Annotated in this window: 11 protein-coding genes, 1 tRNA gene and 1 pseudogene; 3 read left to right on the forward strand and 10 right to left on the reverse strand. The window is 54.3% G+C overall.

Features of this window, described 5'->3' with window-relative positions; all coding sequences use genetic code 11:
- Nucleotides 1–689, reverse strand: a 689-nt coding sequence (locus tag AC1DLB_RS11780) for a lysophospholipid acyltransferase family protein (RefSeq protein WP_477785036.1), incomplete at its 3' end; no start/stop codon positions are given.
- Between the two features lie 213 nt (nucleotides 690–902).
- Nucleotides 903–1,592, reverse strand: a complete 690-nt coding sequence (locus tag AC1DLB_RS11785) for a crotonase/enoyl-CoA hydratase family protein (protein ID WP_018925220.1) — start codon at nucleotides 1,590–1,592, stop codon at nucleotides 903–905.
- A 308-nt stretch (nucleotides 1,593–1,900) separates the two neighbouring features.
- Between AC1DLB_RS11785 and AC1DLB_RS11790 the strand changes: the two genes are divergently transcribed.
- Together AC1DLB_RS11790 and AC1DLB_RS11795 are read left to right on the forward strand one after the other, a co-directional pair.
- Nucleotides 1,901–1,990, forward strand: a tRNA-Ser gene (locus AC1DLB_RS11790).
- 385 nt (nucleotides 1,991–2,375) lie between these two features.
- Entirely contained in the window at nucleotides 2,376–2,840 is a 465-nt protein-coding gene (locus tag AC1DLB_RS11795) for a DUF6998 domain-containing protein (protein ID WP_477779330.1), read from the forward strand.
- A gap of 575 nt (nucleotides 2,841–3,415) precedes the next feature.
- On the opposite strand, the gene AC1DLB_RS11800 is transcribed toward AC1DLB_RS11795, so the two are convergent.
- Nucleotides 3,416–4,591, reverse strand: coding sequence for a hypothetical protein (locus tag AC1DLB_RS11800; protein ID WP_477779329.1), 1,176 nt, complete (start codon nucleotides 4,589–4,591; stop codon nucleotides 3,416–3,418).
- Nucleotides 4,592–4,871: 280 nt separating this feature from the next.
- Between AC1DLB_RS11800 and AC1DLB_RS11805 the strand changes: the two genes are divergently transcribed.
- Nucleotides 4,872–5,087, forward strand: coding sequence for a hypothetical protein (locus tag AC1DLB_RS11805; protein ID WP_477779328.1), 216 nt, complete (start codon nucleotides 4,872–4,874; stop codon nucleotides 5,085–5,087).
- A gap of 253 nt (nucleotides 5,088–5,340) precedes the next feature.
- Here the strand turns inward: AC1DLB_RS11805 and AC1DLB_RS11810 are convergent, their stop codons facing one another.
- The 7 genes and pseudogenes from AC1DLB_RS11810 to AC1DLB_RS11840 all read right to left on the reverse strand — a co-directional run.
- Entirely contained in the window at nucleotides 5,341–5,577 is a 237-nt protein-coding gene (locus tag AC1DLB_RS11810) for a hypothetical protein (RefSeq protein ID WP_477779327.1), read from the reverse strand.
- Nucleotides 5,578–5,632: 55 nt separating this feature from the next.
- Complete coding sequence (locus AC1DLB_RS11815; protein WP_477779326.1) at nucleotides 5,633–6,220, reverse strand: hypothetical protein; 588 nt, start codon at nucleotides 6,218–6,220, stop codon at nucleotides 5,633–5,635.
- A gap of 189 nt (nucleotides 6,221–6,409) precedes the next feature.
- Complete coding sequence (locus AC1DLB_RS11820; protein ID WP_477779325.1) at nucleotides 6,410–7,576, reverse strand: Arm DNA-binding domain-containing protein; 1,167 nt, start codon at nucleotides 7,574–7,576, stop codon at nucleotides 6,410–6,412.
- A gap of 89 nt (nucleotides 7,577–7,665) precedes the next feature.
- Nucleotides 7,666–7,875, reverse strand: coding sequence for a hypothetical protein (locus AC1DLB_RS11825; protein ID WP_477779324.1), 210 nt, complete (start codon nucleotides 7,873–7,875; stop codon nucleotides 7,666–7,668).
- Nucleotides 7,872–8,138: a hypothetical protein gene (locus AC1DLB_RS11830; RefSeq protein ID WP_477779323.1), complete on the reverse strand. Its 267-nt coding sequence runs from the start codon at nucleotides 8,136–8,138 to the stop codon at nucleotides 7,872–7,874. Before AC1DLB_RS11830 ends, AC1DLB_RS11825 begins: the two co-directional genes overlap by 4 nt.
- Nucleotides 8,139–8,215: 77 nt before the next feature.
- A complete protein-coding gene (locus tag AC1DLB_RS11835; protein WP_428633207.1) occupies nucleotides 8,216–8,512 on the reverse strand; it encodes a hypothetical protein in 297 nt (98 codons plus the stop codon).
- A 26-nt stretch (nucleotides 8,513–8,538) separates the two neighbouring features.
- Nucleotides 8,539–9,483, reverse strand: a pseudogene (locus tag AC1DLB_RS11840) (bifunctional DNA primase/helicase); the annotation flags it as partial.

Genomic DNA, 9,483 nt, shown 5'->3' on the forward strand with positions numbered 1-9,483 from the left:
ATGCACTCACGCATCTGTTCGCGGCACTGGGCGATCAACATCGGCATGTCATCCAGACTCAATCCAGCCGTAGGAATTGCCGGTAACGAACGGATCAGAATCTTCCCACTGCGCCAGCGGTTCAATCGCATGTGTTTGACGTAACTGCTGACACACACCGGCACGATTGGCACGCCGGCGGCAATCGCCATCTGGAACGCGCCTTTCTTGAACGGCAGCAGCTCTTCACCCAAGTTGCGGGTGCCCTCGGGGAAGACCCAGATCGAGGTGTCTTCATTCTGCAAGGTGTGCGTGGTGGTCAGCATCGACTGGCGTGCCTTGTGCGCATTGCCGCGATCGATCAACACATTGCCCGCCAGCCAGAACAACTGCCCGAACAGCGGCACCCACTTCAGGCTCTTCTTGCCGATGCACACGGTGCGGCGGGGCACCACGTTGCCGAACACAAACAGATCGTAGTTGGACTGGTGGTTGGCGATGATCACGCAGCTGTCGGGTTTATCCATCAACGGCCCGACATCGGCCTTCACCCGCAAACGCAAAATACACATTRCCGGCCACGCATACAGACGGGCGCACAAACGGCTGTTGTCGGGATTGAACGGGCGGCACAGCCCGAGAATCACTCCAAGCGCACCGGCCAGAATAAAGTGCAGGCCCATCAATAACATACGAAACACAAACAGCATTTAAAGGCCCACCGGGACAAAAGGTGGCGCAGTGTACGGATGTGCACTGTTTTCGGCAATTGCCGCTATAGAAGTGGGAGATAGCCGATTTTTGAACGCATGTTTCCGACTTGTGGGTCAGATGCGGCCTAGAGCGGTTGTAAGGTTTTAAACCAGACACCCAAGAAAAAGCCCGACACGACGGTCGGGCTTTTCGGTGCAACGCGTTCGGGCTTAGCCCATGTGCTCCTGATCCAGGATGATCGCGTTGTCCAGCGTCTCCAGCAGCGCCTTGCGCGTTTTCAACTTGGTGTTCTTGTGGGCGATCATGTTGAGCTTCTTCAACTGACGAGCCGCCGCCAGCGCCGCGCCTTGCAGCTCTTCGGCCGACACCACCTTATCGAGGAAACCGGCATCCACGGCACTCTGCGGGTTGAACATCTCGGCGTTGATCACCGCGCGATGAAACGCCGACTTGCGCAGACGATCACGGGCCAGTTCGATACCGGCATGGTGCATGGTCATGCCGATCTGCACTTCGTTCAGGCCAATGCTGAACGGGCCATCGACACCGATGCGGTAGTCAGCCGACAACAGAAGAAACGCACCCTTGGCCACCGCATGCCCAGGACACGCCACGACCACCGGGAACGGATGCGACAGCAGGCGACGAGCCAGGGTCGAACCCGCAGCCACCAGCGCCATGGCCTCGTTAGGGCCGGCGGTCATCACCTTCAAATCATAACCACCCGACAAAATCCCCGGCTGACCGGTAATGATCACCACCGCCCGATCCGCTACCGCCCGATCCAGCGCAGCGTTAAACGCGACAATCACGTCTGGAGAGATGGCATTGACCTTGCCATTGCTCAAGGTCAGGGTCGCGATACCGTCTTCGAGATGGTAGGAAATCAACTCACTCATGACGCCAATCCTTCTAATAAAGTAGGGCAGACGTTACCCACCGCTGTAGGCCAGGTAAAGCGCCGTGACTGACCCGTCAGTCACCCTTTTCCAGCTCTCCAGGCATTGTCCGCCCCGCCCATCGTGCATTGGCTTCTATATAGAAGGGGAGGCGAAGCCGGAGATTGGCAGGTTTGCCATGCCCTTGAACGCCCCCAAAGCGCTAATCGCGTTAAGCGCATGAAAATTCTGAAAAAAATGTTTGCCATCAGAAAAGCTTTCGACTACATTAGCGCGCCTCGACAGACTGAATAGGTTTGACGAGATACGGTGAAGTGTCCGAGTGGCTTAAGGAGCACGCCTGGAAAGTGTGTATACAGGAAACTGTATCGAGAGTTCGAATCTCTCCTTCACCGCCAAATTTGAAACACACAAACCCCTGATTTTCCTAGAGAAAGTCGGGGGTTTGTGGTTTCTGGCGTCTGAAAAAGGGCCATATGGGAACAATATGGGAACACGGCCTGTATTTCTGAGATTTTTCGCAACCCCCGGAGTGAAAGCAAGCCGACGGCTATCGGCCCAATAGCGGACGTTTACAAATGGGGCAAGCAGACCACAAGCGACCATGGACACACTGGCAACCACTTCGTAACCTCCGTGCAGAGCTTGTCGCTTTGCTCTTATGCCCAAGTCGCGGTTCTAACGCTGGACTCAATTGGCTCATGGGATTACGCAAGGACAAGGAGCGTTATGCGACACAGTGGCGCAACGCCACATGTGTCGTCTACTTATGGTGAGACCGCTATGACACCCGATCAAGAATCCGCCCTGGCAGCCTTCTTCAAAGCCGTCGATCGACTCGAGGAAGTCGGCGTAATCCGATCCTCGAGGTTCCTGGGGGATATTGGCGAGTTCCTTTGCGCTGATGCCTTCGGAACGGTGCTTGTTGAAGAATTGCGTCTACCCGGGCACGACGGTGTGCACGACGAAAAACGAGTGCAGATCAAGTTCAACAACTCGCCTACTGGCAACAATATCAATGTAGGAAACCCTGAGAAGTACGACGAGCTCGTCGTTGTGATCGGGCCTCGCAGCAAGCTCCGGGAGAGCGAGCATCAGCCGGGGGAGTTCCGGTTTTACCGGTTCTCCAGTGCCGAGGTGACGCCGTGGCAAACGGGGAGAAACAATTTCTACTGTGCCAAGGAACGCATTGCAAACTGTACGAACAAGCACGTTGCCCGGGGTGATGGAAATGCAGGCGCGGTCTAACAAGTCGATTGACACGGACGGCCTACGGTACTTTCGTATCGAGCCGCTTCGGGTAGAAAGCGGCGTAGTTTTACCAAGCTGGGTGAACCTAAACCCAACGTCGATTTAGCTAACATGACCATCCAACCATCCCGTTCCACGTTACAACGGGAACCGAAAACATGGCGCGCACGGTGACTATGAGCAGACCAGAGATTGCTGACTTGGCAAGCAAACAGCGCTTACGAGATAGCTAAGAGAGCGGTATATGAGCCATAGCGCGGCACTGCGCTTGGCGAGAGCAGTCCTTAATTAGGGACCAGCTAACTCCCCTAGCTCATAATAACATTCATACGGTCAGGTGAGCCTGGCTTTGACCATGCTATTGGCAGGCATCTGACGGACTCACACGATGCGGAGGCGAATCGTCGGGGAGATAAGGCTGTAATCGACCAAAAGCAGGCGGCAGCACGCTGACTGCTATTCAGTAATCCAGTCATCATCTTTTGTGCGCTGGACCATCACTTGCGCATCTATCATCTCAGCCATCACATCGATGAGCGCATTAAAATCCGCCTCATTGTTTCTACGTCCGGTCATTTCGCTTCTCCCCAATACCTGCGAAGTCGATTTCTTATGGAAGATATGGTGAGCGGCGCGTCGAACCTAAAATCGACCACTTCGACACCATTTTCCATACATAGCCGTCGCTTCAATTCGTCACGCGCAACGACACGAAGATGAGCTTCTTCCCCGCCAAATACAGACAGGGGCCGGTAGTGCTGTTCTCCCTGGTGCTCTATCGCAAGCCGCAGTTCTGGAAGATAGATGTCGATACGCATCCTTCCCAGCCACTCCGGCGATGCCTCTCGAAGTACCTGATTATCGGGAAAGATATCTCTGATGAGGCCGTAGAGAGCTGACTCACGTTGCCACCGACTCAAGCCAAGGATGTGCATGATTTCAGCTCTGGCGGTCCTCTTGTCCACGCCAAGATCGAACATCACTTGGTTGATGTAGCCCTCGAAATTGGTCTCGACACTTGCACCATATCTCTCGTCTTCAGGTGCCAAACGAGCCACACAGAGGTGGCATAGACCCTCCCTGTATTCGCATTCAGCTAAGTAACCACTCAAAACAACACCTTCAGCGTCAGATTGCATTACAGAGGTGGTGTGGTAGGGCATTGAGCATGTGCACAGGAATCGCTTACCAGTAAGCATGTGATCGAATGAGACTGCTCGATGCCACCACGAGCCTGCTTCTGGATCAAAATTTGCTATCAAGGGTTGAGGTGGAGTGTCCTGGGAGAGACGATCCAAAATGGCTTGAATCACCTCTTTGCCGAGCTTGATGTGATTGATCCTCAGCACGTGATTCACTTGGCGCTTCAGCTGCTTTTTTTTGAGCTGGGAGATTCGCGATATGCCACCACCGTAAATGATCGGCAGCAGATCCATGCTCGACGAAGCGAGATCAACATTATCAAAGCTGTCCTGTGGCTTTGTTGCGATAGTGATTTCTGGATACCAAGTCACATAGCTCGTTCCCAGCAGCGCTGGGAGCGAGGCGAATCGCTGCTTGAAGTACATCGAGTGAAATTTGACAGAAGGCGGCTTGATGAGAACGTCCGAAAAGGACTCTATAAAGCACTGGCGCAGGAGAGCCTCAAACGCACGCTCAATAGCAAGAACTGGCGTCATCCCCGGTGTACCCAGATCCTGTACGACTGGATCAACTAGCCTCATTCCATCGAGCAAAACTCTCGCCATCCCTGCTCCCGCATATCGTTCGCCACATTCATGATAGCTAACAGGTACGTCTGAATCGCCCCTAGTTTGGTAGATACTTTGGAGGCAGATTCTATCAAGTAGTAAAAGAAATCCAACGCCGGCTTCTGGCTGATTTCGCTCTGTCACCAAAGGGAGCTTAGAGTTGAAAGTAGCCGGTGACAGCTTCATCAATTGACCATACTCCAATCAACCTATTGCAGGTTCCAATTGGGGGCACTGTCGCTGCTATGCTTGGGCTTTCTCGAAAGGAGTCGACACCATGCCAAGCGATTATTCACTGTCGGATGTACTGGAAAGGCTATTCGAAAACCAGCAGGCCCTGGAGGCGGCCATTATGGAGTTGACCCTGCTGATCGAAGAGCAAGGGGCACAGGAAGTGGGCGGAAATGTCCGTGGCGCACTGTGGACCATGAGTGAAAACACTGGCCATATCAGGCAAGGCCTGGCTCGATTGAAGAAATTGGACATCGGTTAACCGACTGCACACCAAGGGGGCCGTCAAACAGTCAGCCGATGTTTCCAATGACGCCCAAGGGGTGATGTCCGTCTGCCCAGCTTCAGATGGATACACATACATGTCACGACAGATGCCGATCAGAGCGCAGGCCAAGCCAGGCTTGGCTTTCAAGCAATCTTGGCCATTGCACACGACGACAATGTGTAATCGTAGGTGATCGGCCATATCGCTTCACAAATGAACTGGAGCCTTGTCGCCTTTTGCAATGAGGTTAGGAGTTTTCTGTTTGTACGGGACCGACAATATTTTCAAGAGTCGCTTTCATTGCTTTTCGTTGTTCAAGGGTGAGGCTTTGGTAGAACGCCTGTGTTTGCAGATGGGGAAGATAGTTTTGTAGCTGGTTCAAGACAGTGGGTTGCTGTCTCAGTAGTGCTCTGAGCACAAGAGATTGGGCTTTTTGGACGCCATCGATGAATTCGAGATGCGCAGTAAGTTCTTCGCTTGTCATCGGTACCCCTTAAATTTCTGTCAGGAGGGTTTGTAATGCCTCCACGCTTGATAATTCAGACAACCATATGTGAAAAGTAGTTGGCTTCTGGAAGACGAAGCAGTGTCGATTCAGGTTCCAGTTGCTTCGTCGTGTCTTTTAGCCTCAATACCTGTCCATGCTCTGGAGCCAACTTTCGAGAGTAATAGTGGACGGTAAGCACGAGCAGGGCGCCAAGAGCAGTTAGCGCGTTCTTGAGCGTTGCTTGGTTAAAGTACGCATCTCGCTCATGCTTCACTTTGTTGTAACTGCTCCACCAGTCTGGGTTTCGATCGCCCTCCCAGTTAGACCATGGGCGATATGACAGCCCGTATCGCGGGACAAAAACTTCGGTGTAGGGAAGGTCTGGTAATGCCTGCAAGAGAACGGCTTTGTAGTCGTTGATATTTTCTCTTCGTGCCCCAGGGGACACCTGCTCGCAGATCAGCTTGCACACAACGTCGACTTCGGAAGCAGCTGCAAAAAGAAGATGGGCGAGCTCTACTGAGAACACTGAAAAATTTTCTTCGCAGAACTCGACATAGCGTGAGAGCAGATCCATGTCACGTTCTAAAGCCACAAAATAGTTCCAATGAAGCTTTGCTTGGGTGGCTGCGATAGACACGATGACATCCCTGTATTGACCTACATCGTTAGAAGTCCTGCGACCGGAACCCAGGAGCTGATGGGTTCCGGTTCGGGGTATTGTGTTTTCAATCAATCGTAAGGTTAGCCCAAACCCACGATCTAGGTCTGAGTTGAAAGCGGCCTGACACCTCATCCGGATTTGGTCACGTGTTGCATGGGTAATTTGCTACAGGTTCAGCGCGTGGTGCAGCATGCCAATGACGTCCGGTCCGTCTTCATTGATCCAGGTTCCATAATGCTGCCGAATCATGTTCCCATTGGTATGCCCCATCTGCTCAGCAATCCAATCGATTGAAGCGACGCCCGTAGTCAGCAATTGGCTGGCATAGGTGTGACGACATTGCCCTGGCCCGCGATAGCGAACACCTGCCTTATGTAAGTGCGCCTTGAAGAACCGATCCCGTACAACGAAATCGCTCACATGCGGCAAGCCGCTTTTACTGTTCAGAAAGACGAAGTGCAATTTGTGCTGACGCACTGTCTTGTTGTCCCGCTCAACGATATCGACCGTCTCCTCTATCTTCTTCCGATTGATCGCATCGATCTTACGTAGCGCATCCCACGCCGGCTCCAACAGCCGCACCTTCCGCGTCGAGCGCCGAGTTTTCGTCACCCGATAAGCCCCGCGCACCTTCGAACGGCGGAAAATCACCGTTCCTCGCTCCAGGTCGACATCCTCCCAAGCCAAGGCAATAGTTTCCGAAACTCGCGGCCCAGCCCAAATCATGAACTGCACCATCAACAGCTCCTGCGTGCGGCTGGTTGGCGTTTCCAGGATCTGCTTGATTTCTGCCCTGGTGAATGGGTCTGGAGCTTCCGGATCAGGCAGGCGGACGAACAGCCCTTCAGTCGGGTCATGAGCCACTTTTTTACGAGTGCGATACAACCTGAAAACCTGGCGCACATTGCTGATGATGTCGCGAATGGTCTTGTTCTTGAGCCGCTTCGACAGCGTGTCCTGCACCCACTCCTGCAAATCTAAATGATCGATCTGGTCGATCTGAACCTTTCCCCAGCGCGGCCTCACATGGACCTCTGCCTTGTTGGCGTACCCCCGGTAGGAAGTGGCGGCAACGCTGTTGCGTTTGATCTTCAGCCACAGGTCCAGGTAATGGCCGAAGGTATTTTCGACCAGTCTGGGCGAGTTGGGAAAATGCCGGCTGTAGTCAAAGGTGCCGGCCTGTATCTCGTATTCGATGATGTTCACCAGGCGTGCTGCATGCTCTCGGTTGGCCGCTGTGTTGCCGCCGGGTACAAGCTCCCGGCACAACTCGCCATTGAAACGAAAATAGACCCGTACGGAATTGCCTCGGGCCTCTACACCGTCTGCCATGTGCGTCCCCACGCGATGTTGAACAACTTACCATTCCTCTGAAAGAAGAAAGGCCCGTTATCGGGCCTTTCGAGTTCAAGTGTTGCCGATCATTCCTGGCGAAGTAACCAGAACAATCCGGCGCTTTTTCTAGGTCTTTGAGCTATCCCGGCGCGTTCTTCTTCATCCCTACGTCGTGCGTTGATCGCCTGGCGTGCTTTGCTGCACTTCCTGTGGTTGCCATGGGCGCGGGATTTGCCGCATTGGTCGCAGATGCCTGTCAGGTCGAGGTTCCAGGGGAAGGATTTCCCGTTGTTCATTCCGCATCTCCCAACAGAGCACGGGTCAGGGCATTGCGTTGGCCTTTGCGAGTGAGCTTATTCAACGGTTGCACACTGCTGCGACCGTTACGGGATTTGACGGTGGCCACACGGTCATTGATCACGGCGATTTTTCCTTCGCGAACGCTGAAGCTCACGCTATGCCCGGTACTGCGACCAACGATATAGGTAACGTCGTCCCCGACTTTCAAGACGTTCGTGGTAGCCTCTGTGCCGCTGCTGCTTGGGTGTTGTGCTTGCATGGTGCTGCTCCTTGGTGGTGGTCGGTGTCGGGGAGGTGCAACTCCTCGACACCACTTTCAATTTCCTGCGACTGGCATCAACTGGCTTTTCGCACAAGGTGAACAATCAAGTCGTCGTATTGCGTGTCCTCTTCGACGGTTGATTGCCATTCCAGAACCGCATCGATCTGTTGGCGCGTGCAGTCGTCAACCAGTAGCGTTCGCTGCCCTTTGTGAACCCTCACTTCCATAATTCGAAGCAGTCCGGATGCCGCGTAGGATTCCGCATGGATGATGCTGGCATCTCTCCCTTCGCTTAGAAGCGCCGCCTCAATCGTTCGCAACTTGGTTGTTTTGCCGGTGGCCATTTCACCGGTAATGACTTGGATCTGCATGGTGCTGCTCCTGTGGTTACTGCGGTTCATGCGCTCTGAAACACCCAGCAGCGCACGGTTAAGGGTTTGTTGAACATCGCATTGCCGGCGCTTTGCGAAGCGCGCACCGCGCTGTACGTGGGCTTGTTGGTTTCCACCAATTTGTGGCTGCGACTCTCCGTCAGCAGCGTGCGCAAGGTCTTCAGGTCTGCCAGGTTCTGGCGGTGCACGCTGGCCAGCTCGGCGAACTCGTTGAGGTTGATGGCGATCAATTTGGGATCGGTGCTGTGATTGACCTGCGGGCCTTCGCCCAAGCTTTCCAGGTACTCGTAGACCTCCCAGAATTCAGCCACCAGCGGGTGGTCGGCGCTGATGGCGGCCTGACGCTCCAGGGCCATGGCTGTCAGTGCCTGGTGGGTCGTCACCACCTGGTTTTCATCGAGCGGGCAGACCAGGCACAGGCAATCGACCAGGGCCATCAACTGGCTGTGGTTTTTAATGATTCGCTCGACGCGGATTTCCTTGAGCTTGCGCAGACGTTGTTCGTGAACAAGCACACGCTCGGCGAACCTCGCCATGACCTGCGCTTCCGCGCGCACAGCCAGCAGCAGAAAGTGGCTCAGGTGCTCGACCGGGATCAGGTTCAGATTGTCAGCCGCCGCACGGCTCTCGGTGGTGACTTCCGGTCGCGCAAAATGCGATTTGATAATCCGGGTCAGGATTGCTTCGGACGCGCTGACATCGGCGTTCTGGCTGATCGCAATGGCGCCACGAAACGGCGGCTCGTAGGTTTCGTTTCCGCTGGTTTTCATACCCTTGGTACCGAGCGTGCCACCGCCGTAGAAGTCTTTCAGCTCGTCCCAGTCGAAGCCCTTCGCGTGAGCCTTGTCCGGCTCATTGCGGTCACCCTCGATCAGCACCACCGGCATGTTGGAAACCTGACCCATGGCCCGCTGTCGGCCGGCACGCGTAGATTTCGACGGGTCAAAACC

Source organism: Pseudomonas sp. 05N434 (assembly GCF_056396965.1).